General features: G+C 66.8%; 17 protein-coding genes. 10 read left to right on the top strand and 7 right to left on the bottom strand.

Annotated elements, in window-relative coordinates; translation table 11 throughout:
* Positions 1-41 precede the first annotated feature (41 nt).
* Together WG901_RS02665 and WG901_RS02660 are read left to right on the top strand one after the other, a co-directional pair.
* A complete protein-coding gene (locus WG901_RS02665) occupies positions 42-476 on the top strand; it encodes a Fur family transcriptional regulator (RefSeq protein WP_339585469.1) in 435 nt (144 codons plus the stop codon).
* Positions 473-1,222 (top strand): lysophospholipid acyltransferase family protein, encoded by a 750-nt coding sequence (locus tag WG901_RS02660; protein WP_339585468.1) that lies wholly within the window; start codon positions 473-475, stop codon positions 1,220-1,222. The genes WG901_RS02665 and WG901_RS02660 overlap by 4 nt, the downstream gene beginning before the upstream one ends.
* Before the next feature lie 8 nt (positions 1,223-1,230).
* Here WG901_RS02660 and WG901_RS02655 read toward each other — a convergent pair whose 3' ends face one another.
* The gene (locus tag WG901_RS02655; protein WP_339585467.1) at positions 1,231-1,902 is read right to left on the bottom strand and encodes a hypothetical protein; all 672 of its coding nucleotides are present in this window, start codon (positions 1,900-1,902) and stop codon (positions 1,231-1,233) included.
* A 65-nt stretch (positions 1,903-1,967) separates the two neighbouring features.
* On the opposite strand from WG901_RS02655, the gene ispH reads away from it, so the two are divergent.
* From ispH to WG901_RS02635, 4 genes are all read left to right on the top strand, one after another.
* Positions 1,968-2,924 carry a 4-hydroxy-3-methylbut-2-enyl diphosphate reductase gene (ispH, locus tag WG901_RS02650; RefSeq protein WP_339585466.1) on the top strand — a complete coding sequence of 319 codons (957 nt, stop codon included), beginning with the start codon at positions 1,968-1,970 and terminating at the stop codon, positions 2,922-2,924.
* Between the two features lie 22 nt (positions 2,925-2,946).
* Complete coding sequence (thrB, locus tag WG901_RS02645; RefSeq protein ID WP_339585465.1) at positions 2,947-3,930, top strand: homoserine kinase; 984 nt, start codon at positions 2,947-2,949, stop codon at positions 3,928-3,930.
* Positions 3,931-3,959: 29 nt separating this feature from the next.
* Positions 3,960-4,394 carry a ribonuclease HI gene (gene rnhA, locus WG901_RS02640; RefSeq protein WP_339586630.1) on the top strand — a complete coding sequence of 145 codons (435 nt, stop codon included), beginning with the start codon at positions 3,960-3,962 and terminating at the stop codon, positions 4,392-4,394.
* A 62-nt stretch (positions 4,395-4,456) separates the two neighbouring features.
* Positions 4,457-5,428: an alpha/beta fold hydrolase domain-containing protein gene (locus tag WG901_RS02635; RefSeq protein WP_339585464.1), complete on the top strand. Its 972-nt coding sequence runs from the start codon at positions 4,457-4,459 to the stop codon at positions 5,426-5,428.
* Here WG901_RS02635 and WG901_RS02630 read toward each other — a convergent pair.
* Positions 5,413-5,790: a PRC-barrel domain-containing protein gene (locus WG901_RS02630; RefSeq protein WP_339585463.1), complete on the bottom strand. Its 378-nt coding sequence runs from the start codon at positions 5,788-5,790 to the stop codon at positions 5,413-5,415. The two genes, WG901_RS02635 and WG901_RS02630, sit on opposite strands and share 16 nt — an antisense overlap.
* A gap of 143 nt (positions 5,791-5,933) precedes the next feature.
* On the opposite strand from WG901_RS02630, the gene WG901_RS02625 reads away from it, so the two are divergent.
* Positions 5,934-6,395 (top strand): low molecular weight protein-tyrosine-phosphatase, encoded by a 462-nt coding sequence (locus WG901_RS02625; RefSeq protein WP_339585462.1) that lies wholly within the window; start codon positions 5,934-5,936, stop codon positions 6,393-6,395.
* A gap of 5 nt (positions 6,396-6,400) precedes the next feature.
* On the opposite strand, the gene WG901_RS02620 is transcribed toward WG901_RS02625, so the two are convergent.
* The gene (locus tag WG901_RS02620; RefSeq protein WP_339585461.1) at positions 6,401-6,988 is read right to left on the bottom strand and encodes a GNAT family N-acetyltransferase; all 588 of its coding nucleotides are present in this window, start codon (positions 6,986-6,988) and stop codon (positions 6,401-6,403) included.
* Entirely contained in the window at positions 6,985-7,440 is a 456-nt protein-coding gene (locus WG901_RS02615; protein WP_339585460.1) for a MaoC family dehydratase, read from the bottom strand. Before WG901_RS02615 ends, WG901_RS02620 begins: the two co-directional genes overlap by 4 nt.
* 187 nt (positions 7,441-7,627) lie before the next feature.
* On the opposite strand from WG901_RS02615, the gene purC reads away from it, so the two are divergent.
* Together purC and WG901_RS02605 are read left to right on the top strand one after the other, a co-directional pair.
* Entirely contained in the window at positions 7,628-8,410 is a 783-nt protein-coding gene (gene purC, locus WG901_RS02610; RefSeq protein WP_264442850.1) for a phosphoribosylaminoimidazolesuccinocarboxamide synthase, read from the top strand.
* Positions 8,411-8,505: 95 nt separating this feature from the next.
* A complete protein-coding gene (locus WG901_RS02605; protein WP_339585459.1) occupies positions 8,506-11,361 on the top strand; it encodes a M16 family metallopeptidase in 2,856 nt (951 codons plus the stop codon).
* A 145-nt stretch (positions 11,362-11,506) separates the two neighbouring features.
* On the opposite strand, the gene WG901_RS02600 is transcribed toward WG901_RS02605, so the two are convergent.
* Positions 11,507-12,664, bottom strand: a complete 1,158-nt coding sequence (locus WG901_RS02600; protein WP_339585458.1) for an LLM class flavin-dependent oxidoreductase — start codon at positions 12,662-12,664, stop codon at positions 11,507-11,509.
* A 214-nt stretch (positions 12,665-12,878) separates the two neighbouring features.
* Here WG901_RS02600 and WG901_RS02595 point away from each other — a divergent pair, with 214 nt between their 5' ends.
* Positions 12,879-13,463 carry a TetR/AcrR family transcriptional regulator gene (locus WG901_RS02595; RefSeq protein ID WP_339585457.1) on the top strand — a complete coding sequence of 195 codons (585 nt, stop codon included), beginning with the start codon at positions 12,879-12,881 and terminating at the stop codon, positions 13,461-13,463.
* Here the strand turns inward: WG901_RS02595 and WG901_RS02590 are convergent.
* Positions 13,450-14,226, bottom strand: a complete 777-nt coding sequence (locus WG901_RS02590; RefSeq protein ID WP_339585456.1) for an SDR family NAD(P)-dependent oxidoreductase — start codon at positions 14,224-14,226, stop codon at positions 13,450-13,452. The two genes, WG901_RS02595 and WG901_RS02590, sit on opposite strands and share 14 nt — an antisense overlap.
* On the bottom strand, positions 14,223-15,143 hold the full coding sequence (locus WG901_RS02585) for a TIGR03619 family F420-dependent LLM class oxidoreductase (RefSeq protein WP_339585455.1): 921 nt from the start codon (positions 15,141-15,143) through the stop codon (positions 14,223-14,225). Before WG901_RS02585 ends, WG901_RS02590 begins: the two co-directional genes overlap by 4 nt.
* Positions 15,144-15,221 lie beyond the last annotated feature (78 nt).

Raw genomic sequence — 15,221 nt, 5'->3', positions numbered from 1 at the left:
CCTAGAAAGGTGCGTGAAGCTTTCCTACCCGCGGAGTTCTTGTGCAGCAGCCGATAGACATCGAAGCCCTATGTGCCGAGCGTGGCCTGCGCATTACCGAGCAGCGCCGCGTCATCGCCCGGGTGCTGTCGGAAAGCGACGACCATCCGGACGTCGAGAAGCTGCATGAACGTGCGGCAGCGATAGACCCCGGCATCTCGATCGCCACGGTCTATCGCACCGTGCGCCTGTTCGAAGAAGCCGGCATCCTCGACCGTCACGATTTCGGCGACGGTCGCGCGCGCTACGAAGCCGCACCCGAGGCGCATCACGATCACATGATTGACGTGGAGAGCGGCAAGGTCATCGAATTCGTCGACCCCGAGCTCGAAGCGCTGCAGAAGCAGATCGCCGACCGGCTCGGCTTCCGCCTCGTCGACCACCGCATGGAGCTCTACGGCGTCAAGCTGGAGCGCGAAGGCGGACGTCAGGATTGATCCGGCCGCTGGGCTGGTTGCTGGTCGCTATCAGGCTCGGCCTGATGCTGGCCTGGCTCGGGCTGTGCATCGTCCTCTACTACATCTGGCGTACACTGCGGCCGACCAACCCTTGGCCGAGCGTGTTCCTAGGCGGTATCGCCTGGATTGCGGGAGTCGAAGTCACCCGCACCGGCACCCAGACGCCGGGTCACCACGGCCTGCGCGGCGCCTTTTTGTTGGCCAACCACGTCAGCTGGATCGACATTCCGGCGATCGCGGGTACGACCGGCTCCGCTTTCGTCGCGCATGACGGCCTGGCGGCGATCGGGCCGCTGCGCTGGCTCTGCGACATGAACGATACGGTCTTCGTCGCCCGGCATGACCGCGCCAGCGTCGGCCATCAGGTCGAACAGGTGCGCGAAGCGATCCGCGACACCGGCGCGCTGACGATCTTCCCCGAAGGCACGACCAGCGACGGCACCGATCTGCTGCCGTTCAAGAGCTCGCTGCTCTCGGCGCTCGATCCGATTCCCGCCGGCATAGCCGTCCAGCCGATCTGGCTCGACTATGGCGCGGAAGCAGGCGACATCGCCTGGGTCGGCGAGGAACCCGGGCTCGACAATTTCCTGCGCATCCTGGCCCGTGCACGGCCGGTCGCGCTGACACTGCACTTCCTTCCGCCGCTCAAGGGCGAAGCGCTGACCAACCGCAAGACCCTCGCAACGGCGGCCCGGGCTGCGATCGTGGAAGCGATGAACCGCTAAAGCGGCGCTCAGCGCGTGGCGTTGTAGGCGAGTTGTGCCTGGTCGAGCTGGAAGCCGATCAGAACCTCGAAGCTCGCACGCTGGACCGCGGCCTTGACGTCGGGCTCGGTCAGCGGATCGACCGCGGCATCGGCCTCGCCCGCCTTGCGCTTGCGCGTGATGCGCTCGCGGATCTCGGGAGACAGCGTCGCTTCGGCACGATCGATATAGGCCGAACCCTGCGCGGTCACCTGCGCGCGCTCCTGGCCGTCGGCGAAGGACAGCGTCAAGGTACCGACCCGCTTGGAAACGACGGCGCTGCCGCCGCGCAGCACGGTCACGAAATAGGGAAGCTGGACCTGCCGCGCGCCGGCCGTGTCGGTGCGGCGTGCGAGCACGTCGAAGCTGGTCGACACGAAGACCTTGGCACCGCCATCACCACCATCGTTGCACTGCGATTTGACGTTGGTCATGGCCGCGACGATGTCGATGTTGGCCGCGGTCTTCTCGCCGCCGGCGCGGAACAGCGTCACGTCGCCGGTATAGTCGGGAATGCCGATCGCCGGACAGGCGCCGCGCACGGCGGTGACGCCGACGCTCTCGTCGACGACCAGTTCGCCCTTCGTTTTGCAGCCGGCCAGCGCGGCAGCGCCGACGATCACGATCGTTGCGGCAGGCAAGAGACGGAAGCGAGGGCTCATCGGGGCATCCTTGTTTGACGGCCATGCCCTAGCCGGGCGCGCAGCAAAGCGCTAGAGGGCCGAATATGAACGCCCCCTTTCCACATGGAAAACCGCCGCTGCGCCTTCTGATCGCAGCCCCGCGTGGCTTCTGCGCCGGAGTCGATCGCGCGATCGAAATCGTCGAGCGGGCGATCGATCGCTACGGCGCGCCGGTCTACGTGCGGCACGAAATCGTCCACAACCGCTTCGTGGTCGACGGATTGAAGGCCAAGGGCGCGATCTTCGTCGAGGAACTCGATGAAGTGCCCGATGGCGTTCCGGTGATCTTCAGCGCGCATGGCGTTCCCAAGGCCGTCCCGGCGGCGGCGAGCGCGCGCGGGCTCGAATGGCTCGACGCCACCTGCCCGCTGGTCTCCAAGGTCCACCGCCAGGCCGAGCGCCAGATCGAAGCCGGTCGGCACATCCTGTTCATCGGCCACGACGGCCATCCCGAGGTCATCGGCACCTTCGGCCAGGTGCCCGATGGCACGATGACCTTGATCGAGACGGTCGAGGACGTCGCCGCGCTCGAACTGCCCGAAGGCACGCCGCTGGCCTTTCTCAGCCAGACCACGCTCTCGGTCGACGACACGGCCGCGATCATCGCCGCAATCCAGGCGAAATTCCCGCAGGTCACCGCGCCGAAGGCCGAGGACATCTGCTATGCCACGTCCAACCGCCAGGCCGCGGTCAAGGCCATCGCGCCGCAGTGCCAGCTCATGCTGGTGATCGGTGCGCCCAACAGCTCGAACTCGCTTCGCCTCGCCGAAGTGGCCGAGCGGCTCGGCACGCGGGCCTTCCTGATTCAGCGTGCCAGCGAGATCGAACCCGAGTGGCTCGAAGGCGTCGACACCCTGGGTCTCACCGCCGGCGCCTCGGCGCCCGAGACGCTGGTGCGCGAGGTCGTCGCCCGGCTTGGCGAATGGCGCGAGCTCTCCGAAGAGCAGGTCGTCACCGCCGAAGAGCGCATGGTCTTCAAGCTGCCCCGCCAACTGGCTTAGTCAACTCGCGTAAACGGACATCATGGCGGTCTATACCCAGCTCGGCGCCGAGGCTCTCGCCGCCATCATCTCCGAATTCGATGTCGGCGCCCTGGTCTCGGCCAAGGGCATCGCCGAGGGCGTGTCGAACTCCAACTGGCTGATCGACACGGCGGGCAAGGACGGGAACGGCGCGCGCTTCATCCTGACCATGTACGAGGCGCGGACCGAGGTGAGCGAACTGCCGTTCTTCCTCGGCCTGCTCGACCATCTCGCCGCACGCGACTGCCCGGTTCCGCGCACGATCCACGACCGCGCCGGCCAGGCCTATCGCCTCCACGACGGCAAGGCCTTGGCCCTGATCGAATTCCTTCCCGGCGTCTCGGTCAGCGAACCCACCGCCGATCAGGCCCGCGCGGTCGGCGCGGCGCTGGCGCAGGTCCACCTCGCCGCCGCGGATTTCCCTGGCCGGCGCAGCAACGGCCTCGCCCTCGCCGACTGGGTCGAACTCGCGGAGGCCTGCGGCGCCGATGGCCTCCACGAGATTTCGCTGGGTCTCGACCGTCAGATATCGGACGAATTGCTCCATCTCGCGGCCCACTGGCCGCGCGATCTGCCGCATTCGGTAATTCACGCCGACCTCTTCCCCGACAACGTGCTTATGCTCGGCGACAGGGTTACGGGACTCATCGATTTCTACTTCGCCTGCCACGACATCACGGCCTACGACCTGGCCGTGACTCACGCGGCCTGGTGCTTCAGCAACGACGGAACGCACTTCGACGCTGCGCTGTCGCAGGCCCTGCTCGCCGGTTACGAGAGCGTCCGGCCGTTGCTCGACGAAGAGCGCGCCGCACTTCCCATTCTGGCACGCGGCGCGGCAATGCGCTTCCTGATGACGCGCGCCTATGATTGGATGAACACGCCCGCCGACGCCATGGTCACCCGCAAGGACCCGCTGGCTTTCGCGCGGCGGTTGGAATTCTACGCCGATCCCGCCAATGCGGGGCTGTTCGGCCGGGCCTGAGACGCCACGAAAAAGATGAGGGTACGGTTCTGAAAAAGGTCGAAGTCTTCACCGATGGTGCCTGCAAGGGCAACCCTGGCCCCGGCGGCTGGGGTGCGCTGCTGCGCATGGGTCAGCACGAGAAGGAAATGTCGGGCTCGGAGCCGCAGACGACGAACAATCGCATGGAGATGACTGCGGTCATCAAGGGCCTGAGCGCCCTGATCGAGCCCTGCGACGTCACGGTCTACACCGACAGCAAGTACGTGATCGACGGCATCACCAAGTGGGTGAACGGCTGGAAGCGGAACGGCTGGGTCAACGCCAGCAAGCAGCCCGTGCGCAACGCCGACCTCTGGCACGAACTGATCGATGCCGCGAAACGCCACCAGGTCGACTGGCAATGGGTGCGCGGCCACTCGGGCCACACCGAAAACGAGCGTGTCGACAAGCTGGCCAGCGACGCCGCCCTCTCAGCCCGTTGATCCTGGCCACCTGAGCGCTAAGCTCTCCGGCAAAGCCGCGTCAGGCGGCCGGGGAGAGCGACATGAGTCACAGACGGATCGAGCTGCGCGTAGAGACCGGCGCGCTGGACGACGGCCAGTCCTGGACGCTCGCCGCAACGGTACACCTGCCCGATAGCCCCGGGTCGAGCGCGCCCGTCATCGTCGCGATGCCCGGCGGCGGCTATACGCGGCATTATTTCGATCTGCGCGAGCACGGTTACAATCAGGCCGCGCATCACGTCGCGCGGGGCATGGTGGTCGTGGCGCTCGATCATCTGCGGGTCGGCGAAAGCGATCTGCCAGAACTGGAAGCGGCGAGCCTCGCTGCCTGCGCGGCCGCCAACCATGCAGTTCTACGCGTGATCCTGGAGCGCTTGCGGGGTGGCACATTGGCCGACGACCTCGCCGGGATAGAGCCCGTCGCAGTAATCGGCGTCGGCCAGTCGATGGGTGGGCACATCGGCCTGCTGATGCAGGCGGCGCACAAGAGCTTTGACGGACTGGCCGTCCTTGGCAGCAGCGTGGTGTCGACCCGCCTGCCCGCGCGCGACCAGGCCGACGCGGTATGCCTGCGCGGTCAGGACGATCCCATGACCGGGCTTTCCGCGCTGGTCGGGTTCGACTTCCAGTACGCGTTCCACTGGGAGGACGTGCCCGAGCGCTTCGTCGCCGCCGACATGGCCGGCCAACGCGGCACCGGTCCGCTGCCCTACTGGCGCTCCGCGACGACGCCCAATGCCGGCGGCGGCCTGCTGCCGGGCCATCTTGCAGGCGCCGCAGCCGTGGTGACCGTGCCGATACTGATCGGAATGGGCGAGCGCGACGTCTGTCAGGATCCGCTGCGAGAGCTCGCGGCCTTCATGGGCACCTCCGACCTGGCGCTTTTCGTAGCACCGCGGATGGCGCACATGCATAACTTCGCGGGTAGCCGCGAACTGCTGTGGCGCCGGCTGGACGCCTTCGCCACCCAGATCGCGGACCGTGCCCAGCCAGCCGTTCAGATGAACGGATAGGGATAGGCCATGCCGTAGTAGTCGAAGACCGTGCGGCCGTAGTTGTGATCGTATTCGGGGAAGGCCGAACTGTGGCGCGGCGCCTTTTCGAGCTGCTCCTTGGTCAAACCGACCACGTAGCCGCCCTTGTCCTCCTCATAGGTCAGCATGTCCCACGGGATCGGATAGTAGTCGTTGCCGATGCCCAGGATGCCGCCGAACTCGATCACCGCATATTCGGCCTGGCCGCTGACCTTGCCGACCATGAAGTTCTTGATCGAACCGAGCTTGTCGCCCTCGCGGTTGTAGACCTTGGTACCTTCCACGCGATCGGATGCGATCAGGCGATGCTTCTCCTGCGAGGCAATGAGCGTGTCGGCCATGGGCGGTTCCTCTCGTGATGGTCCTTGCCCTGATGAAACGGCGGGCCGCGTCGCGGGTTCCCTCGGCGGCGCGTGAGTCGTGGTCGACCCCAGGGGCAGAGCGGGATTGAGATGCCCGGCGCTTGTCCTTATCACCCGATGCCATGCCGAGAACCGCCGTATTATTCGTCTGCCTGGGCAACATCTGCCGCTCGCCGCTGGCCGAAGCCGCATTTCGCGAGGCCGCTGCCAAAGCCGGACTCGACGTCGAGGTGGACTCCGCAGGCACCGGCGACTGGCACCTGGGTTCGCCGCCCGACCCGCGCGCTCAGGCCGAAGCCCTGCGCCATGGCGTCGACATCTCGGGTTACCGCGGCCGGCAGGCCGGTCCCGATGACTTCCGCCGCTTCACCCACATTCTCGCGCTGGATGAAAAGAACCTCGCCGACCTGCGCCGCATCGCACCTTCCGACGGCAGCGCCGAGATCTCGCTGCTGCTCGACCACGTTCCCGGCATGGCTGGCCAGTCGGTAGCCGATCCCTATTTCGGCGAGGATTCGGGTTTCGCCGAGACCTGGCGCGAGGTCAGCCTCGGCGCCGAGGCGCTGGTCCGCAAGCTCGGTTGACCGCGTCAGAGCGCGCGCAGCCAGACCTGTAACGGCTTGGCGCTCTCTTCCGGCTCGTCGTGGTCCTTCCAGGCGATGTGCGTGACCAGCCCTGCGACCGGCGCATAGCCGCGCTTGCCCCAGAAGGCATCGAGCGGGACGTGGCCGGTGGGGCGCGCCGGATGGCCGGGCGCCCGGATCACGGCGGCGAAACAGGCCGCGTCGGCTCCGCAGGCTCGAGCCTGCGCCTCGCGATGATCGAAGAAGGCATGGCCGATCCCGCGCCCGCGATAGTCGGCCAGGAGCACGCTTTCCCCGAAGTAGAACAGCCGGGCGACGTCGATGCCGCACGCGTCGAAAGGCGCTTTGAAATCGGCGTCCTGCGCCGCCATCGGCCAGGCCGTCGCGGCGCCGACGATCCGCGGCCCGTCACAGGCCGCGACCAGGACTGCATGCTCGGCCTGCACGAACTCGCGCAGGTACTCCTCCTCGTAGGCCGGATCGCCGTCGTAGAGATAGGGCCACTCGGCGAAGACGGTCATGCGCAGCCGCGCGAGGTCGTCGATCGCGGCGAGGATCTCGGCGCCTGCAAGGACTCGAACCTCGAGGCTCACAGCAGGTACATCGTCAGCCAGCGCGCGACCACCGCGGGCCGCTCCGAGCCCTCGACCTCGAGCGTGACGTCCATCACCTCTCGCAGCTTGTCCGGCGCCTCGAGAGACAGTTCGCTGATCGTGAATCGCGCACGGATGCGGCTGCCCGAGCGCACCGGAGAAACGAAGCGCACGCGATCGAGACCATAGTTCAGGCCCGTACGCAGCCCCGGCACGCGCGGCCGCTCGATCTCGCCTCGCAAGGGTGCCAACAGCGACAGCAGCAGGAAGCCATGCGCGATCGTACCCCCGAATTCGGTCTCGGCGGCTTTCTCCGCATCGACGTGCATGAACATCCAGTCGCGCGTGGTATCGGCGAAGCGGTCGATCAGGTCCTGATCGACGAGCATCCAGTCGGACAACTGGCTCTGCCCCTCGTTCGCGCGAATGAAATCCTCGATTGCGCTGCTCACGCCGTTCTCCCGTTTTGCATCCTTGTGCACGCTCCGCGGGCGGGGCTCCAGTTTGCTTTTGCCCGCCGTTTGCCTATATAGGCCCGCAACGCCCCGGCCGTGCAGTCCCGCGCAAGCGACCTGCCTCTGCCGGGGCTTGCTTTTCGTACTGTCCGCCCAGTTTCGCTATCTTCCAAGGAACGCATCGATGTCCCGTCGCCGCCAGATCTACGAGGGCAAGGCCAAGATCCTCTACGAGGGCCCCGAGCCAGGCACCCTGATCCAGTATTTCAAGGACGACGCGACCGCGTTCAACGCCCAGAAGAAGGGCACGATCCAGGGCAAGGGCGTCATCAACAATCGCATCAGCGAATACGTGTTCACGCGCCTGAACCACATCGGCGTGCCCAACCACTTCATCCGCCGCCTGAACATGCGCGAGCAGCTCGTGCGCCAGGTGGAAATCATTCCGATCGAGGTCGTCGTGCGCAACGTCGCCGCGGGCTCGATCTCGAAGCGCCTCGGCATCCCCGAGGGCGAGCCGCTGCCGCACACCTTGATCGAATACTATTTCAAGGACGATGCGCTCGGCGATCCGCTGATCGCCGAGGAACACATCGCCTGCTTCGGTTGGGCCAACAACGAAGAGATGCAGGACATCTCGGCGATGGCCATCCGCGTGAACGATTTCATGTGCGGCATGTTCGCGGCGATCAACATCCGCCTGGTCGACTTCAAGCTCGAGTTCGGCCGCATCTGGGACGGTGATTACAGCCGCGTGATCCTGGCCGACGAGATCAGCCCCGACGGCTGCCGCCTGTGGGACATGACCACGGGCGAGAAGCTCGACAAGGACCGGTTCCGTCGCGATCTCGGCGGCGAATCCGAAGCCTATCAGGAAGTCGCGCGCCGTCTCGGCCTGCTCCAGGACGACAACGGTCCGAGCGAGGTCTTCGACCTGTCGAAGCACCGGAAACTTCGCGGCAAGTGATGCATTGTATCGCTCGGTCGTGACGCAGCGCGTCGCGGCCGAGCGGGTTCGCGCCAGCGCGCGGCCCTAGGCGAGGATGATCCAAGGGAGACGAGATGCGACGCAATCCGTCCATATTCTTCTTCCTTCTGCTCTCCTTCGCGCTTTCGGCCTGCGCACAGCAGGCCGAACAGGTTGCGTCCGTCAGCCGCCCACGCCCGGTCTGGGGCTTTCTCGAAAGCGACATAGCGCCCGAAGAGCAGTATCGGTTCAACCGTCTGCCCAGCGGTCTGCGCTACGTCATCCGCCGCAACGCCAATCCCAAGGGCACCGCCATGGTGCGCATGGAGATCGCCGCAGGATCGCTCGACGAGACGCCGGCTGAGCGCGGCTTCGCGCACTATGTCGAGCACATGGCGTTCAACGGATCGACCAACGTCAAGGAAGGCGAGATGATCCGCCTGCTCGAGCGCAACGGGCTGGCCTTCGGCGCCGATACCAATGCCGCGACGGGTTTCGAGACCACGACCTACATGCTCGATCTGCCGCGCGCCGATCCCAAGCTGCTCGACATCGCGCTGATGCTGATGCGCGAGACCGCCAGCGAGCTGACGATCTCGCCCGAAGCGGTCGACCGCGAGCGCGGCGTGATCCTGTCCGAGCTACGCGACCGCAACACCTGGCAGATGCGCAACGGCATGGACCAGGCCAAGTTTCTCCATCCCCAGGCGCTCTATCCCGATCGCTTCCCGGTGGGCACGGCCGAGACGATCAACGCCGCCACGGCCCAGAGCCTGCGCGCGTTCTGGGAGCGCGAATACGTTCCCGAGCATGCGACGGTGATCGTCATCGGCGATTTCGATCCGGCCGTGGTCGAGAAGGCGATCTTGGCGAAGTTCGGCTCCTGGCAGGCCAAGCCCGTCGAACCCGCGCCCCAGGCCGGCCCGGTCGACGTCAAGGCCGCCGGACGGACCGAGGTCTATGTCGATCCGGCGCTGTCCGAACGCATCACGGCCTCGCGCCATGGCGGCTGGATCGACGGCCCCGACACCACCGCGCAGCGGCGCGAAGGCCTGCTGCGGCAGATCGGTTATGCGATCGTCAATCGGCGCCTGCTGCGCATCGTCCGCCAGCCCGATCCGCCGTTCCGCGGTGCGGGCTTCGGCACGGGCGACGTGTTCCGCGATGGGCGCACGACCAATCTCATCGTCGATACGATCGACGGCAAGTGGCGCCGCGGGATGATCGCCGCGGCCGTGGAATATCGCCGCGCGCTGCGCTTCGGCTTCAGTCCGGCGGAAGTGGCCGAGCAGGTCGCCAACATCCGCACCGCGACGCGCGACGCCGCCGCCTCGGAAAGCACGCGGAGCAATGGCGCGCTGATGGGCGCGGTGTTCGACCTGCTGCGCAACGACGTCGTGCCCGGATCGCCGCAGGGCGTGCTCGACCGGCTCGAGGCCTTCATCCCCCAGATCACGCCCGAGGCCGTGCAGGCCGCGATGCAGCGCGAAGCCATACCGCTGGAGAAGCCGCTCCTGCGCTTCCAGGGCCGGCGCCAGCCCGAGGGCGGCGAGAAGGCGATCCGCTCGGCCTGGAACGAGGCGATGCGCGCACCGCTGGCCAAGGGCGCAGAGATCGCTGCGCCGGGCTTCGCCTACAGCGTTTTCGGGACTCCGGGTACGATCCTCAGCGACACGCGCGAGGCCGCGCTCGGCATTCGTGAGGTGCGCTTCACCAACGGCGTGCGTCTCAACCTCAAGAAGACCGATATCGACAAGGACCGGATCCTTGTCCAGGTCAGCGTCGACGGCGGCGACATGCTCAACACGCGCGACAATCCGCTGGCAACGCAGATGGTCTCGGCCCTGCCTGTCGGCGGCCTCGGCAAGCACAGCCAGGACGATCTGCAATCGATCCTCGCCGGCCACACCGTGTCGACCGGAATCTCCTCCACACCCGAGACCTTCGTCGCCTCGGCACAGACCACGCCGCGCGATCTGCAACTCCAGCTCCAGGTCATGGCCGCCTTCGTCACCGACGCCGGCTATCGCCCCGAGGGCGAGATCCAGTACCGGCTCAACATCAACAACTTCTTCGCGCAGCGCAACGCGACCCCCAACTCCGCGCTGAGCAACGGCATCGGCGGGATTCTTTCGGAGAACGACCCGCGCTTCACGCTGCAGCCGGTCGAAGCCTATCGCAAGCTGACCTTCGACAAGCTCAAGACCGACATTGGCGATCGGCTCGCGCACGGCGCGATCGAGATCGGGATCGTCGGCGATATCGACGAGGACCAGGCGATCGCCCTGGTCGGCGGCACCTTCGGTGCGATCGCCCCGCGCGAGGCCGAGTTCAAGCCTTATACGGCCCAGCGCAACCGTCCCTTCACCAAGAACGAGAAGCCACGCGTGATCCGCCATACCGGCCCAAAGGATCAGGCACTGCTGCGGCTGACCTGGCCGACGCGCGACGACAGCGATCCTGTCCAGTCGCTGACGCTCGAACTGCTCGAACGCATCGTCCGCATCGAGCTGACCGACACGCTGCGCGAGAAGCTCGGCAAGGCCTACAGCCCCAGCGCCGCATCGACTCTGTCGCGCTTCTGGAAGGACTATGGCGTATTCGGCATCGCCGCCTCGGTCGATGTCCACGAAGTGCCCGCAACGCGCGCCGCGATCCTCGACACGATCGCCGAATTGCGCGCCGCGCCCGTCAGCGACGACATCCTCCAACGCGCCCGCGCGCCGATGATCGAGGCGATCCAGAACGGGCTCAAGAGCAACGGTGGCTGGCTCAGCCTCGTCGACCGCGCGCAGACCGAGCCTGCCGAGATCGATCGCTATCTCCAGGCCGAGGCCCGCCTCCAGATGCTGACCACGGCCGACATCCAGGCGATGGTTCTGCGCTACCTCGATCCCAAGGACGAGATCGAGGTGCTGGTCCTGCCCGAGGGTGTGGAAGAGCCGAAGTAGGCGATCCGCAGATTCTGCCCTGCAAGGGGAGGTGGCAGGCCGCAGGCCTGACGAGGGGATCCCCCTCCCGATAGCGCGACACCCCTCCACCACCGAGCTCCGCTCGGCGGTCCCCCTCCCCCTAAGGGGGAGGATCGTTAGCAAATCAAGCTTTCCGCCCGGTCTTGTCTTCCCAGGCCTTGAACGCCGCCTCGGCACCCTTGGTCCGTTCGCTCTCGAGCCGGTCGATGTTGCTTTCGAGCGCCGCGTAGGATGCCTGGCGATTGCGGTTGGTCCCGGCGAAGTGCGGCATGACGAAGCGGGCGTAGAGCTCGTAGCTCTTCTTGGTCTCTTCCCATTCGGCCCAGTTGTGCGACTGGAACAGGATCACGCCGAAGGCCCCCTGCTTGGCCTGGAGCCGCTCGATCATCGTGATCGCGTCCTCGGGCGTACCGATCACCGCGCGGCCGGCGTTCACCAGCAGTTCCGCCGGATCGCCGGCCCCGCTCATACCGCGCATGCCCTTGGGCGCGACGCGATCGAAATATTCAACCCAGCGCGCCAGCCCCTGTTCGACGTCCTTGCGCGCCTGTTCGCGCGTGGCGGCGATGTGCATCGGCACGACCAGGCGCAGCTTGGCCGGGTCCATCCGCGTGCCGTACTCCTCGGCCATCTGCTGGGCGATCTTCCAGTTCTCGTCGAGCACGTCGAAGCCCGCGGTCTCGGTCGCGGCGACGCAGAGCATGCCGAACCCATACTTGCCCGCGAGCATGCCGCCCGATGGCGTGATCGCGCTGGCGACGGCGATCTCGGGATGCGGCAGCGTATAGGGCCGCAGGTGCGTGCGCGCCTTGTCGAGCTTGTACCAGCTCGTCTCGTGGGTGACCTCCTCGCCCGAGAGCAGCGGCACGATGATCTGCGCCACCTCTTCGAGCTTGGATCGCAGCGACTTGATGTCGACCCCGATCATCTCGGCATCGGTCGGCAGCAGTCCCGGTCCCATGCCGAAGATCACGCGGCCCATCGTCATGTGGTCGAGTTGGAGGATGCGGTTCGCGACCATCAGCGGGTTGTGGTAGGGCATCGAGACGACGCCGGTACCCAGCCGGATCCGGCTCGTGCGCTCGGCGGCGGCGGCGATCATCAGTTCGGGCGAGTCGATCGTCTCCCAGCCGGTCGAATGATGCTCGCCGAACCAGGCCTCGGCGAACCCCAGCTTCTCGACGTGCTCGACGATTTCCAGATCGCGGCGCAGGCCGATCGTCGGGCTCTCGGTGACATCGTGGTAGGGGGCGATGAACAGCCCGTGCTGGAGCGCCGTCATGGGATCCTCTCTCGTGTTTTCTTGTGAGCCCGAAACTCGCGATAAACGCCGGTAATTCAACACGAATTTAGGGCGCGGCGTACAACGCGCGTTTTAAACCCAAGCGAATCAATTTCTCCCCTTCGTCGCGGTTCGCGCCAAGGCAACATGGCTTGCCGCCGGGGGCAGAGCCTGAAAGCTTGCGCCCGCCCCTCACCTGCCGGATGTGCTGCCGATGGCCATCGACCACGACGCCCGCCGCCGCCACATCGCCGAGATCGCGATCGACGTGATCGCTGCCGAGGGCATCGGCGCGGCGACGATCCGCCGCATCGCCAGCGAAGCGCGATTCAGCACGGCCGCGGTGACGCACTATTTCGCGAGCAAGCAGGAGCTGCTCGTCTGGAGCTTCGCCGTGCTCTCGGCCCAGGGCGACGCGCGGTTCGACCAGGCCTTCGTCGAACATCCCGACGATCCGGTCCACGCCTTGCTGACCTTCACCGCCTGGTGCCCGGCCAACATCCGCCGCTGGCGTGCCTACCTGGCCTTCTGGGACGCCGCGGCGCGCGACGAAGGCCTCGCCGCGATCATTCGCGACGCCACCGCCGCGGGGATCGCCGACATCGCGCGGCTGCTGCGTGCGACATATGGCGAAGGGCACGATCTCGCCAAGGCCAGCCGCCTGCTCAACTCGATCGTCCAGGGGATTTCGCTTCAGGCTATCGTCGCACCCCAGGACTGGCCCGTGGAGATTATCCGAACGACCCTGGCCGAGGGTATCGCGGCGGCGCTCGCCGGCGCGCGGCTCACTGGGTCGTGAAGCCGCCGTCGACCATGATGCAGGCGCCGGTAATGAACGAGGCCGCGTCTGACAGCAGGAAAGCCGCCGTTTCGGCCACCTCGTGCGGCTCGCCGATGCGGCCGATCGGGTGGCTCGCCTCGATCACCCTGCGCAGCGGATCGTTGCCGACGAGCGCGCCCATCAGCATCGGCGTCGCGATCCCGCCGGGCAGGACCGCATTCACACGGATACCCCGCGCGCTGTAGTCGACCGCGGCCGAGCGCGTGACCCCGACGACGCCGTGCTTGGCCGCCGTATAGTCGGCCGAGGTCACCGTCGCGATCGCGCCCGAGGTCGAGGCCGTGTTGACGATCGCGCCGCCGCCGTGCGCAAGCATGTGCGCGATCTCGTGCTTCATGCAGAGGAAGGTGCCGGTCAGGTTGGTGCCCAGATTGCGCTGCCACTGTTCGAGCGGCGTATCGGCGACGGGCAGGTGTCCCGTATCGATCCCGGCGTTGTTGAAAGCCGCGTGGAGCCCACCGAAGGTCTCGACCGCGAAGCGCACCATCGCTGCGGCATCGGCTTCCGCGCCGACATCGGTGCGCACGAAAGCCGCCTGCCCGCCCGCCACCCGGATCGCGCCGACCAGCGCCTCGCCCGCCTCGGCATTCAGGTCGGCGAGCACCACGGCCGCCCCGCGCGCCGCGCATAGCCTTGCGGTTTCACTGCCGATGCCTCCGGTCGCGCCGGTAATCAGGACGACGCGGCCCGCCAGGCTCAGGCGATCGAACGGTCCGCTCACAGCAGGCCCATCCCTTCGGCGACGTCCTCGAGCGCCTTGAACGCGCCGTCGTCTTCCATGTCGTTGACACCGACGAGAATGCGTCCGACCCCGGCCTCCGCATATTCGGCGACGAGTTCCTTCGCGTTCACCGGCTCGAGATTGTCGTAGGCGCCCGCACCCCAGGGTGGCAGGTCGCCGACGCCAAAGCTGATCGCGGGCACGATCAGCGAGATGTCGAGCGCGGCGAAATCGCGCCCTTCCTCCGCGCAGAACTCTTTCAACAGGCTAAGCTGCTCGCGCATCTGCGCCGGGCTCAGGAACGAGGGCAGCCAGCCGTCCGCCGTGCGGGCGACGCGGCGCAGGATCTTGGTGTTGTCGGTCTTGTCGTTGCCCGAGCCGATCAGCACGGGCAGCGGCTTCTGCAGCGGCTTGGGATAGCAGTGCACCGGTGGGAAAGAGATATGCTCGCCCTCGTAGCCCTGATCGCCCTCGGCCCAGAGCGTCTGGACCGCACGCATGAAGTCGAGCGTGCGGCCGAGCCGCTTGTCGAAGCGATAGCCGAAGACCGGCGCCTCTTCCTCGATCCAGCCGGTGCCATAGGCAAAGCTCACCCTCCCGCCCGAGATACGGTCGAGCGTCGCCACCTCCTTGGCCAGCAGCAGCGGATCGCGCTGGGGGACCAGGCAGATGTTGGTGCCGAGCCGGATCTTGCTGGTCACCGCCGCTGCGGCAGAGAGGCTGACGAACAAGGCGGGCATGTGGCGGTAGTTGGGCGGTAGCGGCACGCCGTAGCGCTCGGCCTCGGCGGCCGCGATCGGGATGATCGGATGCTCGCCCATCCACATCGACTCGAAACCGAGCGACTCGATCGTCTGCGCGAGCGCGGTGACCGGCGGACCGAACCAGGTGTAGTTGGTCGTGATGCCCAGCTTCATCGCGCGTTCCTCCCCGCCGCGCCGTGCCGCGCGGTTTTTGCGTATATATGGAACACCGCCGCCGGAGCCGCGACAAGC

It is taken from the genome of Novosphingobium anseongense (assembly GCF_037482895.1).
Classification (GTDB): domain Bacteria; phylum Pseudomonadota; class Alphaproteobacteria; order Sphingomonadales; family Sphingomonadaceae; genus Novosphingobium; species Novosphingobium anseongense.
Note: the sequence above shows the minus strand (reverse complement) of the source record. Positions and strands in the feature narration are given on the sequence as shown.